The 17,250-nt window shown below is 65.7% G+C and carries 14 protein-coding genes; 3 read left to right on the top strand and 11 right to left on the bottom strand.

Going from position 1 to position 17,250, the window contains the following annotated elements; translation table 11 throughout:
• From rlmH to proB, 5 genes are all read right to left on the bottom strand, one after another.
• Positions 1–483 carry a 23S rRNA (pseudouridine(1915)-N(3))-methyltransferase RlmH gene (gene rlmH / locus ACT6QG_RS08505; RefSeq protein WP_444977139.1) on the bottom strand — a complete coding sequence of 161 codons (483 nt, stop codon included), beginning with the start codon at positions 481–483 and terminating at the stop codon, positions 1–3.
• Between the two features lie 29 nt (positions 484–512).
• On the bottom strand, positions 513–923 hold the full coding sequence (gene rsfS / locus ACT6QG_RS08500; protein WP_444977432.1) for a ribosome silencing factor: 411 nt from the start codon (positions 921–923) through the stop codon (positions 513–515).
• A gap of 125 nt (positions 924–1,048) precedes the next feature.
• Positions 1,049–1,717, bottom strand: a complete 669-nt coding sequence (locus ACT6QG_RS08495; protein WP_444977138.1) for a nicotinate-nucleotide adenylyltransferase — start codon at positions 1,715–1,717, stop codon at positions 1,049–1,051.
• A 5-nt stretch (positions 1,718–1,722) separates the two neighbouring features.
• Positions 1,723–3,021 (bottom strand): glutamate-5-semialdehyde dehydrogenase, encoded by a 1,299-nt coding sequence (locus tag ACT6QG_RS08490; protein WP_444977431.1) that lies wholly within the window; start codon positions 3,019–3,021, stop codon positions 1,723–1,725.
• Positions 3,022–3,143: 122 nt separating this feature from the next.
• Entirely contained in the window at positions 3,144–4,289 is a 1,146-nt protein-coding gene (gene proB, locus ACT6QG_RS08485; protein ID WP_444977137.1) for a glutamate 5-kinase, read from the bottom strand.
• Positions 4,290–4,489: 200 nt separating this feature from the next.
• Here proB and ACT6QG_RS08480 point away from each other — a divergent pair, with 200 nt between their 5' ends.
• On the top strand, positions 4,490–4,939 hold the full coding sequence (locus tag ACT6QG_RS08480; protein ID WP_444977136.1) for a GNAT family N-acetyltransferase: 450 nt from the start codon (positions 4,490–4,492) through the stop codon (positions 4,937–4,939).
• 102 nt (positions 4,940–5,041) lie between these two features.
• Here ACT6QG_RS08480 and obgE read toward each other — a convergent pair whose 3' ends face one another.
• Entirely contained in the window at positions 5,042–6,079 is a 1,038-nt protein-coding gene (obgE, locus tag ACT6QG_RS08475) for a GTPase ObgE (RefSeq protein ID WP_444977135.1), read from the bottom strand.
• Between the two features lie 222 nt (positions 6,080–6,301).
• On the opposite strand from obgE, the gene ACT6QG_RS08470 reads away from it, so the two are divergent.
• Entirely contained in the window at positions 6,302–8,497 is a 2,196-nt protein-coding gene (locus tag ACT6QG_RS08470; protein WP_444977134.1) for a primosomal protein N', read from the top strand.
• Between the two features lie 44 nt (positions 8,498–8,541).
• On the opposite strand, the gene ACT6QG_RS08465 is transcribed toward ACT6QG_RS08470, so the two are convergent.
• From ACT6QG_RS08465 to ACT6QG_RS08455, 3 genes are read right to left on the bottom strand one after another with little or no spacing between them, the layout of a single operon-like run.
• Complete coding sequence (locus ACT6QG_RS08465; protein ID WP_444977133.1) at positions 8,542–9,729, bottom strand: FAD-dependent monooxygenase; 1,188 nt, start codon at positions 9,727–9,729, stop codon at positions 8,542–8,544.
• 5 nt (positions 9,730–9,734) lie between these two features.
• On the bottom strand, positions 9,735–11,039 hold the full coding sequence (locus ACT6QG_RS08460) for an MFS transporter (RefSeq protein WP_444977132.1): 1,305 nt from the start codon (positions 11,037–11,039) through the stop codon (positions 9,735–9,737).
• On the bottom strand, positions 11,039–12,988 hold the full coding sequence (locus ACT6QG_RS08455) for a TonB-dependent receptor (RefSeq protein WP_444977131.1): 1,950 nt from the start codon (positions 12,986–12,988) through the stop codon (positions 11,039–11,041). Before ACT6QG_RS08455 ends, ACT6QG_RS08460 begins: the two co-directional genes overlap by 1 nt.
• A gap of 260 nt (positions 12,989–13,248) precedes the next feature.
• On the opposite strand from ACT6QG_RS08455, the gene ACT6QG_RS08450 reads away from it, so the two are divergent.
• Positions 13,249–14,187, top strand: coding sequence for a helix-turn-helix domain-containing protein (locus ACT6QG_RS08450; protein ID WP_444977130.1), 939 nt, complete (start codon positions 13,249–13,251; stop codon positions 14,185–14,187).
• A gap of 79 nt (positions 14,188–14,266) precedes the next feature.
• On the opposite strand, the gene cueR is transcribed toward ACT6QG_RS08450, so the two are convergent.
• Positions 14,267–14,716 (bottom strand): Cu(I)-responsive transcriptional regulator, encoded by a 450-nt coding sequence (gene cueR, locus ACT6QG_RS08445; RefSeq protein WP_444977129.1) that lies wholly within the window; start codon positions 14,714–14,716, stop codon positions 14,267–14,269.
• 18 nt (positions 14,717–14,734) lie between these two features.
• Positions 14,735–17,227, bottom strand: a complete 2,493-nt coding sequence (locus ACT6QG_RS08440; RefSeq protein ID WP_444977128.1) for a heavy metal translocating P-type ATPase — start codon at positions 17,225–17,227, stop codon at positions 14,735–14,737.
• Positions 17,228–17,250 lie beyond the last annotated feature (23 nt).

The raw sequence follows: 17,250 nt of genomic DNA, 5'->3' as shown, positions 1-17,250 counted from the left end.
TCAGGCGCGGTGATAGGGATGGCCGGCAAGAATGGTCATGCCGCGATAGAGCTGCTCGGCCAGCATCACCCGCACGAGCTGGTGCGGGAAAGTGGCGGCACCGAAAGCCAGCAGAAGGCCGGCGCGGCTGCGCACGGCATCGCTCAGCCCATCCGCTCCGCCAATCAGCAGGCACATGGCCGCGCGTCCATTATCGCGCTCCTGCCCCATGCGGGTGGCAAGGTCTTCGCTGGAAAGATTGCGGCCGCGCGGGTCCAGCGCCACAAGCAGGGCACCGGGCGGGCAGGCCGCGAGCAGAGCCGTCCCCTCCTCCGCCATGCGATCCTCGGCACGGCGGGCGGAAGATTCGGCAATCTCCACCATCTGGACATCACCGAAGCCGAGCGCACGCCCGGAAGCCCGCGCCCGCTCGATATAGCGCGCGACAAGATCCCGTTCGGCCCCGGCTTTCAGCCGTCCGACACTGGCAAGAAGAAGACGCAAGGTGTTTCCGGGCCTTGTCCAGCCGGCCCTCAGGCCGGCGTGGACCCCGACCACATCTTCTCGATATTGTAGAAGCTGCGGACTTCGGGCTGGAACACATGCACGATCACGTCATTGGCGTCGATCAGCACCCAGTCACAGGCGGGCTGGCCTTCAATGCGCACATTGCGCAGGCCGGCAGCCTTCAGCGACTCGACAAGATGATCGGCGATCGCGCCCACATGCCGCTGCGAGCGGCCCGAGGCAATGACCATGAAATCGGCAATGGAGGTCTTCCCGCGCAGATCAATGGAGACAAGCTCTTCAGCCTTGTCGTCTTCCAGACGCGCGATGATGAGTGCGAGTGTTTCTTCCGCGTCCTTGGGCGCTTCAGAAACGGGGGCAGGCGTGCTGGCGTTGGTGTTCGCCTCGGCGTCTGCCGGGAGAGCCGTCGTGGACAGGGCTCCGGTTCCTCTTCAGTTGCGGGCACAAGAGCGTGCACCTTCTCTGTCTTTAGATTGCAGACAAACGCGCCATTTTTCAAGGCGGCAGTGCTGCTTTCACGTGCAACACCCACTTTCCCGCATCATTGTGCCCTGGCGGCACGGATTTGGGTGGAGGACATGGCGGATTTCAGCCCATGCAGAAACACCCAGACCGGTGCCTTCATCACCGGCAGGCGCATGGCCTCGCGCTCCGGCAGGCGGTAGCGGCCAAGGGCGCGGGCGGCGGGCGCGCAGATGGCGGCATGGCTGGCCCCTGCCCGGTCCACCACCGCAATGGGCATCAGCCCTGCAATCTGCCGCCATTTTTCCCAGCGGCTGAACTGGATGAGATTGTCCGCCCCCATGATCCAGACAAAATGCACCCCCGGCAGGCGGCGCTTGAGCTGCCTAACCGTATCATGCGTATAGCGCACGCCCCACAGCGCCTCACACCCCGTGACGATGATGCGCGGATGACGGGCGAGATTTCGCGCATAAGCCACCCGGGTTTCCAGAGGCGGCAAGGCGGAATTGTCCTTCAGCGGATTGCCCGGAGTCACCAGCCACCACACATGGTCGAGCTTCAGCCGCTTCATGGCGAGCAGCGCCACGGCCCGGTGGGTGTCATGCGCCGGATTGAAGCTGCCGCCCATGAGGCCGATGCGCATGCCCGCCCGTGCAGGCGGCACGCGGCGCACATCCCCCACTCCGGCCGGAGGTTCCCCTCCCGCCGGAAGCAAGGGCGGGCGCTCTTGCACAGCACCCGCCATGCTGTTCACGCCCGCGTCTGGCCCGCACCATGAATGCGGTATTTGAAGGAGGTGAGCTGCTCCGCCCCCACCGGCCCACGCGCATGCATGCGCCCGGTGGCGATGCCGATTTCGGCGCCGAAGCCAAACTCCCCGCCATCGGCAAACTGGGTGGAGGCATTGTGCACCACGATCGCCGAATCGACCTCGGAGAGGAAGCGCAGGGCGGCTTGCGGATCTGCGGTGATGATCCCGTCCGTATGGTGGGAACCGTGGGTCTCGATATGGTCGATGGCCTCATCCAGCCCATCCACCAGCTTCACCGAAATGATGGCGTCGAGATATTCGGTATCCCAGTCCTCATCACCGGCGGGCTTCACGCGCGGGTCCACCTTCTGGACATCGCCATCCCCGCGCACCTCGCAGCCGGCATCGAGCAGCATCTTCACCAGCGGCGCGAGATGGGTGGCGGCGACACTCCTGTCCACCAGCAGCGTCTCTGCCGCGCCACAAATGCCGGTGCGACGCATCTTCGCGTTCAGCACCACGCTCTTGGCCATCTCCAGATCCGCCGCCTTGTCGACAAAGACATGGACGATGCCTTCCAGATGCGCGAACACCGGCACGCGTGCATCACTCTGCACCCGCGCCACAAGGCCCTTGCCACCGCGCGGCACAATCACATCCACATTGCCGCCAAGGCCCGCCAGCATCATGCCCACGGCAGCACGGTCCGCCACATTCACGAACTGCACGACATCAGCAGGCAGCCCCGCCGAAACCAGCCCGGACACGAAGGCGCGGTGAATGGCGCCCGATGAGGCAAGGCTGTCCGACCCGCCACGCAGGATCACCGCATTGCCGGCCCGCACACACAAGGCGGCGGCATCGGCTGTCACATTGGGGCGGCTTTCATAGATGACGCCAATCACCCCGAGCGGCGTGCGCACCCGATCGATGGTCATGCCATTGGGACGGGACCAGCTTTCCAGCACCTTGCCGACAGGGTCGGGCAGATCAGCCACCAGCTCCACGCCGGCGGCCATGCCCTCCACCCGGGCGGGGGTCAGGGTGAGGCGGTCAATGAAAGCCTCATTGGCCCCATCCGCACGGGCGCGGGCCACATCACGGGCATTGGCCTCAAGAATATCCTGCGCGGCGGCGCGGAGGGCGGCGGCGGCGGCGCGCAGGGCGCGGGTCTTCACCTCGCCATCCATGAGCGCGAGCGTGCGGGCAGCGGCGCGGGCGCGCCGGCCCATCTCCACCATGGCCGCTTCCAGCTCCGCCGGCGGCATGGCCTGCTCCGCAACAGCGGGGGCATTCATGCGGGGGGTGGAAGCGATGGACATGATACAGATTCCCTCTCAGCGGGGGTTCAACGGGAGGATCTGTCTATCATGAAGCGCAGGCGGGCAAAACCACGAACCCGCGCAAGGCGGCCCCGCGCCTATTTCGCCCCCAGCGCCATGTCATCGCGATGGACCATTTCCGAACGGCCGTGATGGCCCAGCAGTTCCTCGATCTCATGGGTGGAACGGCCAATGATGCGCAGCGCATCCTCGGCATCATAAGCCACCAGCCCGCGACCGATCTCGCCGCCATCCGGCCCGCGCAGCAGCACCGCATCGCCACGCTCGAACTGGCCCTCGATGCGACGGATGCCGGCCGGCAGAAGGCTGGCCCCGCGATGGAGCGCGGCAACCGCGCCCTCATCCAGATACAGCGTGCCGCGCGGCTCCAGCGCCCCGGCGATCCAGCTCTTGCGCGCACGCACCGGATTTGCGGATGTGAGGAACCATGTGCAGCGCCCGCCCTCGCGAATACGGCGCAGGGGGTTTTTCACCTGTCCCGAGGCGATGACCATATGCGTGCCGGCATTGGTCGCGATCTTGCCCGCCTCGATCTTGGTGCGCATGCCCCCGCGGGAAAGCTCCGATGCAGCGGCTCCGGCCATGGCCTCGATCTCCGCGGAAATGCGCGGCACCACGGGAATATGCGTGGCATTGGGGTCCTTGGCCGGCGGGGCGGTGTAGAGCCCGTCAATATCGGAAAGCAGCACCAGCAGGTCCGCGCTGGCCATGGTGGCCACGCGGGCGGCGAGCCGATCATTGTCGCCATAGCGGATCTCGCTGGTGGCGACCGTGTCATTCTCATTGATGATCGGCACCGCGCGCAGATCAAGCAGCCGCTCCAGCGTGGAGCGGGCGTTCAGATAGCGGCGGCGCTCTTCCGTGTCTCCCAGGGTCAGCAGAACCTGTCCGGCGGTGATGTCCTCATGCGCCAGAGCCTCGGCCCATGTGCGCGAGAGCCCCACCTGCCCCACGGCGGCTGCGGCCTGGCTGTCCTCCAGGCGCAAGGCGCCGCCGGGCAGCTGAAGCACGGTGCGCCCCAGCGCTATCGCGCCCGAGGAGACAACCATCACATCACAGCCGCGCCGGTGCAGCGTGCCAATATCCTCCACCAGAGAGATCAGCCACGGCAGCCGCACCCGCCCCCGGTCACGATCCACCAGCAGGGCCGAGCCGACCTTGATGACGATGCGCTTGAAATCAGTCAGCGCGGGAACGGGAAGTGCAGAATCCACGATGCTCATGGGGGTTCACAAAGCCGCAAGGCGCCCGCCGGAATGCGGTGCGCGGAAGAAGGATGGGGCCTGATACAGCTTTTTGCGGCGGGCGTCGATGCAGCGCGCAAGGGTGAGGCACCTGATGACGCTTTTCTTTGTGACAAGAGAGGATCATGCTGCCGTCACCCGCCACAGCCGGCCGGCATGCATCTTCCCGTGAGGACATCATGACTCTTCAGATCCGCGATATCGAGGAGCGGGACGAGGCCCGCTGGCGCGCATTATGGGCGGGCTATAACCGGTTTTACGGTGCGCAGGTGCCGGATGAGGTGACCTCCCACACATGGCAGCGCCTGCTGGACCCCGCCGTGCCCATGCGGGGCCGCGTGGCGCAAGAGGACGGGGTCCTGTCCGGCTTCAGCCTGTGCGTGCTGCATGAGGGCAGCTGGGTGCGCGGCCCGGTGTGCTATCTGGAAGACCTGTTTGTGGACCAGAACTGCCGCGGGCGGGGGATTGGCCGCGCGCTGATACAGGACCTGACCGATCTCGGCCGGGTGGAGGGCTGGTCCCGCCTCTACTGGCATACACAGGCCGGCAATCCGGCCCGCAAACTCTATGACAGCTTCATTCCGGCGGATGATTTCGTGCGCTACCGGCTCACCCTCCAAGAAGGCTAGGCGGCAGGGGCAGAGGCGCGGCCCCACGCCCTGAAGGGGGGCTCCCCGGGAGCACCCCTTCAGGATGGTGTTTTCAGGGCCGCCGGTTCAGGGCTGCCAGCTTCAGGGCTGCCACGTCTGGTGAGCGGTCTCGGCTTCCTTTTCCTCCGCCCGCGCGCCCTCGACGATGGAGAGCAGCGCACGCAGCGCCTCCTGCACGCCCTGGCCCGACTGGGCGGAAAGCAGAAGCGGCTCCTGCCCGCAGGCCGCCTTCAGCCGGGCCTTCTGCTCGTCCAGAAACTCCGGGGTCAGCGCATCCACCTTGGAGAGAGCAACGATTTCCGGCTTCTCATCCAGCCCGTTGCCATAGGCTTCCAGCTCGCCGCGCACGGTCTCATAAGCCTTGCCGGCATCCATGCTGGACCCGTCCACCAGATGCAGCAGGGCGCGGCAGCGCTCCACATGGCCAAGGAAACGGTCCCCGATGCCCACGCCCTCATGCGCGCCCTCGATCAGGCCGGGAATATCGGCCAGCACGAATTCGCGCCCGTCCACCCGCACCACGCCGAGGCCCGGATGCAGGGTGGTGAAGGGATAGTCGGCAATCTTGGGCTTGGCGGCCGTGGTGGCGGCAAGGAAGGTGGACTTGCCGGCATTGGGCAGGCCCACAAGCCCGGCATCGGCAATCAGCTTCAGCCGCAGCCAGATCCATTTTTCCTCGCCCTCAAGGCCGGGATTGGCGCGCCTCGGGGCCTGGTTTGTGGAGGTCTTGAACTGGGCATTGCCGAAGCCGCCATTGCCGCCCCGCAGCAGGCAGATGCGCTGGCCCACCTCGGTCATGTCCGCCAGCAGCGTCTCGTCATCCTCATCGAAGATCTGCGTGCCGGCGGGCACGCGCAGCACCGCATCGGCGCCCTTGGCCCCGGTGCAGTTCGCGCCGCGGCCATGGTCGCCCTTCTTGGCCTTGAAATGCTGCTGGTAGCGGTAGTCGATCAGCGTGTTGAGGCCATCGACGCACTCAATCCACACGTCACCGCCGCGTCCGCCGTCGCCGCCATTGGGCCCGCCGAACTCGATGAATTTTTCGCGCCGGAAAGAGACGCACCCTGCGCCACCGTCACCGGAGCGCACATAAACCTTGGCTTGATCTAGAAACTTCATGGCCGAGCAGGTAGAGGCGCGGCGCACACAAAGCAAGGGGGCAGCCTGCCGCGCGCTGGCCATATCCGGTTTATTTTGCCAGATACGGCCTTTCCGGCTGCCCCTGCATCATTTGCAGGCAGGATAGACCAGACACGCCGTCCTGCACAGGGGCCACCGCCGGCCTGTGAAAGATGCCTCCCGCCCTTTGACGTTTGGCTCCCCGCAGCCCACAACACGCCCATGGATCTGTTCGCCGCCCCACGCCTTGTGAATGTGCTTCTGCCCATCGCGCTGGACGCCCCCTACAGCTATGCCGTGCCGGATGGCATGGAGCTGGCGCCGGGCGATATTGTGCGTGTGCCGCTGGGCAGCCGGGTGGTGCTGGGCTGCGTGTGGCCCTCCCCCGGCAGCGCGCCAACACCGCCCCGGCTGGACCTGAAAAAGCTGAAGGCGGTGAAGTCGAAACTGCCCTACCCGCCCTTGCCGGCCGAGCTGCTGCGCCTGATCGACTGGATGGCCGACTATACGCTTGCCCCGCGCGGCATGGTGCTGCGCATGGCCCTGCGCCATGGCGAGACGGTGAGCGCCCCGCGCGAGCGTGTGGGGGTGCGCGCCACGGGAAAGCAGCCGGAACGCAACACCGCGGCCCGCGCCCGCCTGCTGGAGTTTCTTGCCGACGGTTTCGTGCGCGGCAAGACGGAAGCCGCGCGCGAGGCAGGTGTTTCCCCCTCCGTGGTGGATGGGCTGGTCGATGATGGCGCACTGGAAACACTGGTGCTGCCGCCGGAGCCTGCCGCCTATCCGCCAGACCCGGACCACGCCCCGGCAACACTCGCCCCCGCGCAGGACGAGGCGGCCGCCACCCTGCGCGCTGCCGTGGAGGCGCACGGCTTTCAGGTGTTCCTGCTGGATGGCGTCACCGGCTCCGGCAAGACCGAAGTATATTTCGAAGGCGTGGCACAGGCCATTCGCGATGGGCGGCAGGTGCTGATCCTGCTGCCGGAAATCGCCCTCACACAGGCCTTTCTGGATCGCTTCACCAAGCGCTTCGGCGTGAAGCCGGCGGAATGGCATTCCGGCGTTTCCGCCCGCCGCCGCGCCCGCACGCTGGACGGGGTCGCCTCCGGCGAGGTCAAGGTGGTGGCGGGGGCGCGCTCGGCCCTGTTCCTGCCCTTTGCGTCCCTCGGCCTTATCATCATCGATGAAGAGCATGACCCGGCCTACAAACAGGATGACGGCGTTTCCTACAATGCCCGCGACATGGCGGTGGTGCGCGCGCGCATGGTGGGCGCACCCATTGTTCTCGCCTCGGCCACGCCCTCCATCGAGACCGAGGTGAATGCGCGGCGGGGCCGCTACCAGCGCCTTGCCCTGCCGGTGCGCTTTGGCGGGGCCAAGGTGCCCGGCCTCTCGCCCATCGACCTGCGCAAGGAAGGCCCGCCACGCGGGCGCTGGATTGCCCCGCGCCTTGAGGGCGAAATCAACCAGACCCTGGAAGATGGCGGGCAGGCCCTGCTCTTCCTCAACCGGCGCGGCTATGCCCCGCTCACCCTGTGCAATTCCTGCGGCCACCGCATGCGCTGCCCCTCCTGCACCGCATGGCTGGTGGAGCATCGCTACCGGCGGCGGCTGGAGTGCCACCATTGTGGCTATCAGGCCCCCGTGCCCGAGCACTGCCCGGAATGCAACGCCAAGGACAGCATGGTGCCGGTTGGCCCCGGCGTGGAGCGCCTGCAGGAGGAGGTTCAGACCCTGTTCCCCAATGCCCGCTCCATGGTGCTCTCCTCCGATATTCTGGGCGGTGTGGAGCGCATGCGGGCGGAGCTGGACGCCGTGGCGAAGGGGGAGGTGGATGTCATTGTCGGCACCCAGCTCGTGGCCAAGGGGCATAACTTCCCCGGCCTTGCGCTGGTGGGCGTGGTGGATGCCGATGTGGGCCTTGGCCATGGCGACCCGCGCGCGGCGGAGCGCACCTTTCAGCTCGTGCATCAGGTGGCCGGGCGCGCCGGGCGTGGCAAGACCGAAGGGCGCGGCTTCATCCAGACCCATATGCCGGAACATCCGGTGATGCGCGCGCTGGTGCTGGGCGAGCGTGATGCCTTTTATGACACCGAGATTGCCGCGCGTGAGGAAGCCATTCTGCCCCCCTTCGGGCGGATGGCGGCGCTGATCATCTCCGCCAGCACCGGGCCCGCGGCGGAAGGCCATGCCCGCCGCCTGCTCGCCAGCGCCCCCATTGTGCCGGAGGTGCGTATTCTCGGCCCCGCCGAAGCCCCGCTCGCCGTGCTGCGCGGGCGCCATCGCTGGCGCCTTCTGGCCCGCTGCCCGCGCGAGGTGGACCTTTCCGCCTATCTGCGCGAATGGCGCCGCCTTGCCCCCCGCCCCACCGGCGATATCCGGGTGGCCATAGATGTGGACCCGCAGAGCTTCTTCTGAAGATCCGCGAGCCCCCTGGCACGGGCAGGATGCCCGGCGCGCAGCTATGCCGCCCGCTGGTCTTGCTTCAGTTCCGGCCCCTGCGCCGCAGCGATTTCCGAATGCACGGCATTGAGGAAATAGCGGCCGATCCATTTGCGCGGCACATGCCGCAGGAACATGTTGCGCAAGCCGAAGGCGAAGGCGGAGCGGGGCACGAACATGCCTGCCATCTTCCGGCTGCGGGCCTGAAGCCGCAGAATGGAGGGACGCAGCCGGGCATCATGCGCGCGCAAGGCTTCCGGCACCGGCAGATGCGCCAGCTCATCCGCCAGAATGGCCGCCGATGTCAGGGCCATGCCGGCCCCCTGCCCGGAAATGAGCGTGAGGCAGTGGGCGGCATCTCCCAGCACCATCACCCGGCCGGTATGCCATGTGGGCAGTTCCACGAGCGAGAGATCATCCACCAGCGGCACTACACCTTCGGCGCGGGCAATCTCCATCTGCTCGCGCACAATGGTGTTGCTGCGGGCACAGACCTGCGCCAGCACGGACCAGCGCTCATCCGCCGGCACCGGGCCGGAGACATCCGAGCACCACACATGAAGGGCCGCCAGACGACCCTGCGTCAGCGTGTAATATTCCACGATGTGGCCCGGCTCCGTATAGGAGGCGAAATCCACACCCAGCCCCAGCCTGTCCTCCAGATCATACACCGCGAAACGGTAGCCCATGGGCTTGAGGCAGGCCTCATCCGGCGCAAAGAAGGTGGAGCGCAGGGGAGAGCGCATTCCGTCCGCCAGCAGAACGAGATCGGCCTCATGGGTGGTGCCGTCGGAAAGGGTGACGCGGGCGCGCTCTGCCCCATTCTCGATTGCGGTCACGGTGGTGGCGAGGCGCAGATCAACGCCCTCGGGCAGATCCTGCGCAAGGGCCGCGACCAGATCCGTGCGCCGCATGGCCACATGGTTCAGCCCCTTGGTGAACTCGTGAAAGCGCAGGCGCACCACTTCGCGCCCCTGCCTGTCGCGATACACATTCTCTTTCACATCATAGGCATAGGGCAGGATCTTCTGGAGAATGCCCATGCGCTCAGCACTCACGAAGCCGGGCCCGGACAGGCTCATCATATAGCCGCCGGCGCGCAGGTCCGCCCCACGCTCGACCACCTGAACCTGCCAGCCCGTGCGGGCCAGCCACCAGGCTGCGGCAAGGCCGGCAACCCCGGCCCCGGAAATGATAACGGATGGCATGATGCTTACGCTTTCATGTGCAGGGCCGCATGCGCGCGGCCAATGAGAAGGGGAAGAATGAGCAGGCTGCCGGCAGCCACCGCAGCCGCGGCCGCAAAGGTGATGCCATAGCCGAATTCAGCCGCGATCCGCGCCGCCACATATCCGGCAAGGCCGGCGACAGCGGCATCCGCGCACTGGAACAGGGTGAAATCCACCCCCGCCTGCTTGAGCGATGACAGCCCCATCAGCAGCGCATAGAGCGAGACGAACCCCATGGCCATGACCAGCGTTTTCAGCAGGACAAGGGCTGTCAGCGGCACCACGCCGATATGGAGGAAAGCCCCGGCGGCGAGCAGCGCCAGCGCCACGGCCTGTGCGGTGGCCGCCACCATGACCGCACGCTCGGCCCCCGCGACCCGGACCAGCAATCCGCCCAGAAGGGTACCCACGAGGCCCAGCATGACCCCGCCCACACCATTCACGATGCCCAGGGTCGCCAGATCCAGTCCGCGATCAATCAGGAACGGACCGGCCAGCACCTGCAACAGCCGCACGCCCGCCTCGAACAGGACCGCGATCAGCAATCCGGCCCGCACCTCCGGCCGGCGCAGGGCAAACCCCAGCGAGGGGCGGTGCCTGTCTTGTGGAATGGCCTGGGCCGGTTCCGGTGTCAGCAGGAAGGGAGCGGCCAGCACCAGCATGAAGAGCGCCATGACGCCCATGGCCACAGCCCAGCCGACCGAGGGCACGAGCACCAGAAACAGCCCGCTGCCCAGCACCATCCCCACATAGCCGCCGCCCACCTGGGCACTGTTGCCCCAGCCGCGATGCTCTTTCGCCAGTTGCTCCACCGCGAAGGCATCCGCCGCAATATCGACGGTGGCGGCGATGATGGCGACGACAGCCAGAATGGCGAACATCGGCCCCATGGCCTGCGGCCCAAGCCAGGCCAGAAGCGCCAGAAGCAGGGCGCAGGCCAGCTGCCCGATGCCCACCACCCGACGCGAGCGGCGCGTGCCATCGGGCCGGATGCGATACCTCTCCGCAAAAGGTGACCACAGGAATTTCAGCGCCCAGGGCAGCATCAGCAGAGAGACGAGACCGATCTGGTCCAGCCCCTTTCCCTCCGCCCGCAGCACGGCGGGAATGCCCATGAAGGTGATGCCGCCAATCATGCTCTGGGCGACATACACCCCGCCAATCGCCAGCAGGATCCGCCAGAGCGGCAGGGCGGCCAGCAAGCCGCCCTCCTCTTCCCGCACGGCCGGTGCATCGGCCGGAAGGCCGGGCGGGTCGCCCGGCAGCAGGCCGCCATCCATCTGCGCCATCAATAGGCCCCGCGCAGTGTCACACCAATCAGACGCCCCTGCCCCACATTGGAGAACACGTCGGCGCCGGAGGCGTAGCTATAGGTGCGATAGGTTTCGTCGAAGATGTTCTCGGCGAACAGGCGCAGGCTCACCCCGGAATCCCAGGCCAGCTCCAGCGCGATGTCGGCCGTGGCATAGCCGGGCTGGGACAGGGTGTTGGCCTCGTTGAACCATGTGGTGCTGATATAATGCACCGCACCTTCAAGCGCGATATTGCCGGCGATCAGGTTCTGCTCCAGCAGATAGCGGGCATAGAGATTGGCGGTGGCATTGGGCGCATAAGGCAGGGTCTTGCCATTCAGGTCCTGCCCGCTCACCGGATCGATGAAATCCGTAAACACCGAGCGGCCCCATGTGCCGGTGGCGGAGAAGCTCAGCCGTTCCGTCGCCTTCCAGCTCGCCTCCACTTCAACGCCATAGCTTTCCGCCTTGCCGACATTGCGGATGACCTGCATGCCCACCGGCCCCACATAGATCTGCTTGTTGTCAGAGGCGATGTAATAGAGCGAGGTGGACAGCTCGATCCGCCGGTCCGGCGTGGCCGTGCGCAGGCCGAGTTCATAGTTCCATGCGGTTTCCGGGTCGTAGGGGTTCACATCCTGGGGGAAGATGACCGCATGGTTGAAACCGCCCGGCTTGTATCCGCGCGAGACAAGACCATAGAAACGGGTCGTGTCATTGAGCTGATAGCCCAGCGAAACCTTGGGCTGGACACTGGTGAAATTGGCGCTGTTGTCGAAACTTCCGGCATAATAGCCATGATAGTTGGAGCCGAAGCGGGTGAATTCCACCGATGTGTCATCGTAAGAGACGCGCGCGCCGCCGGTGAGATCCAGCTTCGGGGAGATGCGCCATGTCACCTCGCCAAAGGCGGCATAGCTGTCGGTGTTGATCTGGTTGCGGGAAGGCCCGTAATAGGGGGAATAGCCTTCCGATTTCCGGGTGAAATTGTCATGCTGGTAGAACAGGCCCGCAACGCCCGCCAGCGGCCCGCCGGCATCATAGGCCAGCCGCAGTTCCTGCGAGAAGGCGGCATTGGTTTCCGGGAAGGACATCAACATGTTCGGCCCGGCTGCCACATCGCGCACCATGGTCACATCCTGATAGGATGAGATGCTGGAGAGGCGGAAATTGCCGAAATTCCAGTTACCGGTGGCGGCAAGCGTGGTCACGTCACGCTCCAGCATGGGAACAGGGCCCTGCCGGGTGCTGAAATAGACCCGGTCGCCGATCTGGTGGTCATACAGATACAGCTCTTCCTTGCTGCGGGTGCGCTCGCGGCTGGCGGTGAGGGCGCCATCGAAATTGCCCCCTTCAGGCGCATAGCGCAGGGCCACCCGGCCGATCATGTCGGTGGAGGTATCCACATTGCGCGAAGCGGTGGCCCAGTCATCCACCGTGCCGAAGGCGCGCTCGGCCTTGATGCCGAAATCGAGATAGGTGCTGCCGGGCACCACCGGCATGGTGCCGTTCAGCTCACCCCAGGATTGCGGCGTGCCGGCCGTGATCGCCCCGCTCACCCGGCCCTTGTCGGCTTTCTTGGTGATGATGTTGAGAACACCGCCATAGGCGTTGCGCCCGTAAAGCGTGCCCTGCGGGCCGCGCAGAAACTCCACCCGCTCCACATCCAGCAAGGGCTGCGTGAAGGCGGAGGGCTGCTGGGGCACCCCGTCCACATAAATTTGAACGGTCGGGTTATAATAATCCGGTGACGACATGCCACGCGCGCTGATATTGGCATAGGCGCGATTGCCGCGGGTGCGGATCACAAGTCCGGGGAAGACCTGCTCCAGGTCCGCCACAGTCGTCACGCCTGCCTCGCGCAGTTGATCCGATGTGCGCACGGAGACTGCACCATCCACCCGCTCCAGTTCCTGGGCGCGTTTGTTGGCGGTGGTGACTGTCAATTCCTCAAGATTAATCAGACTGCCCTCAAGAGGCTCCGAATTTTGAGCATATGCAGGCCATGCTACAAGTGAAAATGAGACTGCAAGAGCAGAATAACTTGCTTTTGAGAGCATTTCTAAAATAATCCCGAGCCGTTCGCCGATGTGCTCTACATGCGCTATGCTTACGCCTTCCCCCTGTCTAACACTTTTGGGGAATGAACTTTGCTGATCGGGGATTTTTAAAGGTTATGGAGTTGAGGCAGAACAGACGCATCTGCATGGGGGGCACACCGCAAACGGCCTATGCCCGGTGGCTGTCGGCCGCCGTTCCGCTGATGCACGACCTGGACTGGCAGCGCCATCTGAAGGTGGAGCAACCCGGTGAGGGCATTTCCATGGCCCTGCTCGACATCATGCCAAGAGAGGATGCGCATATCGCCGTTTCCGGCCCGCCCACCTTCTCCATCTCCATGTTTCTGGAAGGGGCCGGCACGCTTTCCATCGATGGCGGGGAGCCGCTGGAAATACAGTCCGGCATGGCGGTGTTCTGCACCACGGACCAGACCGTCACCGGCCTGAATGTCATTCGTGGCGGCACGCGCCTGCGCATGGTGGATGTGCGTTACGCCCGCTCTTTCCTCACGGATCTCGGCGGGCCGCTCTGGCGCAACTATGGCAGCGGCCTGCTGGTGGACCGCAGCGTGCCGGAACAGGGCGCGCTGATGATGGGCTTTCCCGCCTCCCCGCCCCTGCTGCTGGCGGCACAGCAGATCACCACCTGCCCCTACCAGCAGGAGGATGTGCGCCGCCTCTATCTGCGGGCCAAGGCTCTGGAAATTCTGGCCGGCCTCATCACCGCCCTGCGTGAGGCCGCATCCGAGCCGGAGCTGCGCAACGAGCGCGACCGGCAACGCATTGTGGAAGCCCAGCAGCTCATCGAATCCCGGCTGGATGAGCCATGGACGATTTCACGCCTCGCCCGTGCGGTGTGCCTCAACGAGAAGAGCCTGAAAAGCGGCTTCCGCACGCATGTGGGCCACTCCATCCATGCCTATCTCATCAAGGTGCGCATGGAAGCCGCCGCCTCCATGCTGGCGCAGGGGCAAAGCGTGACCGAGGTGGCACTGGCCACGGGCTTCGGCAATCTGAGCCACTTCTCCAAGACCTTCCGCAAGGCGACCGGTCTTTCCCCGCGCGAATATGCCCGCAGGACATAGGCCGGGAAAACATGGCCCGGCAAGGCACAGAGGGGCAGAAGCCGCGCCTTCATGAGGCTGAAGGCGCGGCCTGCAAACCTTACCGGCGCGCCAGCGCACCCCGCATGCGGCCATGCCCGGCCGCTCCCTCCGGCAAGGGGTCCGCGCGTTCCAGATCATCCAGAATCGGACAATCGGGCCGCTCATCGCCGGAGCAGCAGAGCGCCAGATGCTCAAGCGTTCCCGCCATCTGCTCCATGCCGGCGATACGCGCGCGCAGATCGGAAATGCGGGCTTCCGCTATCGCCTTCACATCCGCGCTGCGCCGGCTCTTGTCCCGCCACAGGCCGAGCAGATCGGATATCTCCGGGATGGCGAAGCCAAGATCACGCGCACGGCGGATGAAGCGCAGCTCATGCACATCCGCCGCATCATAATCGCGATATCCCGAGGCCGTGCGGCCAACCGCCCGGATGAGACCGATCTGCTCATAATAGCGGATCATCTTGGCGCTGACCCCGGAGGCTTGTGCTGCCTGTCCGATATTCATCGTGCCACTCCTCTCCGCTCAGACCACCGGGGCCCGGAAATGGCGCAGGCGCAGGGCATTGCCCAGCACGAACACGCTTGAGAGCGCCATCGCCGCCGCCCCCAGCACCGGAGAGAGCAAGATGCCCCACAGCGGATACAACACGCCCGCCGCAACCGGGATGAGCGCCGTATTATAGGCAAAGGCCCAGAACAGGTTCTGCTGCACATTGCCGATGGTCGCCCGCGAAAGGGCGATGGCATTGGGCACCCCCTTCAGGCTGCCCGACATCAGCACCACATCCGCCGTCTCGATGGCGACATCGGTACCGGTACCGATGGCAAAGCCCACATCCGCCTCGGCCAGGGCCGGGGCATCATTGATGCCGTCCCCCACATAGGCCAGGCTGCCATATTGTGCCTTCAGCTTGCGCACGGCCTCCACCTTGCCCTCGGGCAGCACCTCTGCCACCACCTCGTCTATGCCCAGCTGCCGGGCGATGGCCTGCGCCGTGCGGCGATTGTCGCCGGTGATCATCGCCACCTTCAGGCCCTGATCATGCAGGGCGCGGATGGCCTGCGGGGTGCTCTCCTTGATGGGGTCCGCCACCGCAATGATTGCGGCCAGACGGCCATCCAGCGCCGCATAGAGCGGGGTCTTGCCCTCGCCTCCCAGACGCTCGGCGCTGGCTGCAAAGGTGGAGACATCCAGCCCCAGCTTCTGCATGAAGCGGTCTGCGCCAATATCCACCCGCATCTCCTGCCCGTCTTCCACGCGCACCTGCGCGCTGACACCAAAGCCCGTGACGGATTCGAACGTGCTGACGGCCGGCAGGGCAATGTTCTGCGCCTGAGCCGCCTCCACGATCGCGCGGGCTATCGGATGCTCGGACTTGGCCTCCACCGCGGCGATCGCCCCCAGCACCACGCCATGATCAAAACCTTCGGCAAGATCCAGATCGGTGAGTGCGGGATGCCCCTCGGTGAGCGTGCCGGTCTTGTCCACCGCCACAACCCGCGCATCCTTCAGCAGCTGGAGCGCCTCACCCTTGCGGAACAGCACGCCGATCTCCGCCCCGCGCCCCGTGCCCACCATGATGGAGGTGGGCGTCGCCAGCCCCATGGCGCACGGGCAGGCAATGATGAGCACCGCCACCGCATTCACCAGCGCAAAGGTCAATGCCGGGCTGGGGCCGAAAATGAGCCAGACAATGAAGGTGAGCGCCGCAACCCCCATCACCGCCGGCACGAACCACATGGTGACCTTGTCCACCAGCGTCTGGATCGGCAGCTTGGAGCCCTGCGCCTCCTCCACCATGCGGATGATCTGCGAAAGCACCGTTGCCCCGCCCACGGCCGTGGCGCGGAAGGCGAAGGCCCCCTTCTGGTTCACCGTGCCGCCGACAACCGTGCTGCCGGCCTTCTTCTCGACAGGGATCGGCTCGCCGGTGATCATGGATTCATCGACATAGCTCGACCCGTCCACCACCTCGCCATCCACCGGCACCCGTTCACCGGGGCGCACCTCAACCACATCACCGGGCGCAACATCGGCAATGGCCACTTCCTGGGTGCTGCCCGCGCGGCGCACACGGGCGGTGCGCGCCTGCAGCCCCACCAGCCGGGTAATGGCCTGCGAGGTGCGCCCGCGCGCGCGTGCCTCCAGATAGCGGCCGATGAGAATGAGGGTGACGATAACCGCCGCCGCCTCATAATAGACATGCACCGTGCCCGGCGGCAGCAGGCCGGGCAGAAAGGTGGCCACCACCGAATAGGCATAGGCTGCCAGCGTACCCACGGCCACCATGGAATCCATATCCGGCGCGAGCTTCAGCAAGGCCGGCACACCCTTGCGATAAAAGCGCAGGCCCGGTCCGAAGAGCACGGCCGTGGTCAGCACGAACTGGAGAATCCAGTTCGCCTCCATGCCAATGGTGTCCATGATGAGATGGTGCATGCCGGGAATGAGATGGGAGCCCATTTCCAGCAGGAAGACCGGCAGCGTCAGCACCGCGGCGATGATCACCGCCGTCCTGAGATGCGCGGCCTCGATTTCCTTGCGCTCGGAAACCGTGTTTTCCTGCGGGCCACTGCCATCTATCAGGCGCGCTTGATAGCCCACCTTGTCGACAGCCTGGATGAGCTGTTGCGCATCCACATTGCCCTCGACACTCGCCCGCTCCGTCGCCAGATTGACCTGCGCGCGCGTCACGCCCGGCACCGCCTGCAAGGCCTTTTCCACCCGCCCGACACAGGAGGCGCAGGTCATGCCCTCGATGGAAAGGGTGAGCGTGGCGGGGCGCACATCATAGCCCACCTTCTCCACAGCCGAGACCAGGGCGCTGTAGGGCACAGAGGCGGTCGCCTGCACACTGGCCTTTTCCGTCGCCAGGTTCACACTGGCCGCCTGCACACCGGGCACGGCGCGCAACGCCTTCTCAACCCTGCCCACGCAGGAGGCGCATGTCATGCCATCCACAGACAGCGTGACCGACCTGACCCCGACAGGTTCATTTTTCACCGGCGCATTCACAGTTTTCGTCCTTCAAGACAGGG

This window comes from Haloleucobacter ellipsoideus (assembly GCF_052491725.1).
This window is presented reverse-complemented; position numbering and strand designations above follow the sequence as displayed.